The sequence below is a fragment of the Paraburkholderia sp. SIMBA_027 genome (genome assembly GCF_046535315.1).
Lineage (GTDB): Bacteria > Pseudomonadota > Gammaproteobacteria > Burkholderiales > Burkholderiaceae > Paraburkholderia > Paraburkholderia tropica.
Genome location: NZ_JAWRWY010000330.1, coordinates 1 through 294, shown reverse-complemented (window position 1 = coordinate 294; position 294 = coordinate 1). Strand labels below are relative to the sequence as shown.

Here is a 294-nt window from a genome sequence, read left to right as displayed (position 1 = left end):
CACACGGATTGCTGAAGGTGCGTTGCGGGAACGTCAGCGGCATCGCCTGCGGCCCCTCGGTCGCATGACTGCCCGCATGCACGAGGTGGTTGCCATCGGTGTAGACGAAGTAGCCTTGGTCGTTGATGACAATGCGTGTGCGACCGGCATGCAGCACGATTTCCTTTTTGGCCGTCAGGTTGATGGCATCCATCGTGCTGATGATGTTCAGAACCTGCTGCGCGATGAGGCTCAGTTCATTGCGCTGCGACTCGATCTTCACCTTGCCGGTGCCCGCCGTGAGACCGATGTCAG

At 59.5% G+C, this 294-nt stretch carries 1 protein-coding gene; it reads right to left on the bottom strand.

Annotated elements, in window-relative coordinates; translation table 11 throughout:
• Positions 1–294, bottom strand: a 294-nt coding sequence (locus SB764_RS39295) for a DUF2345 domain-containing protein (RefSeq protein WP_410866648.1), incomplete at both ends; no start/stop codon positions are given.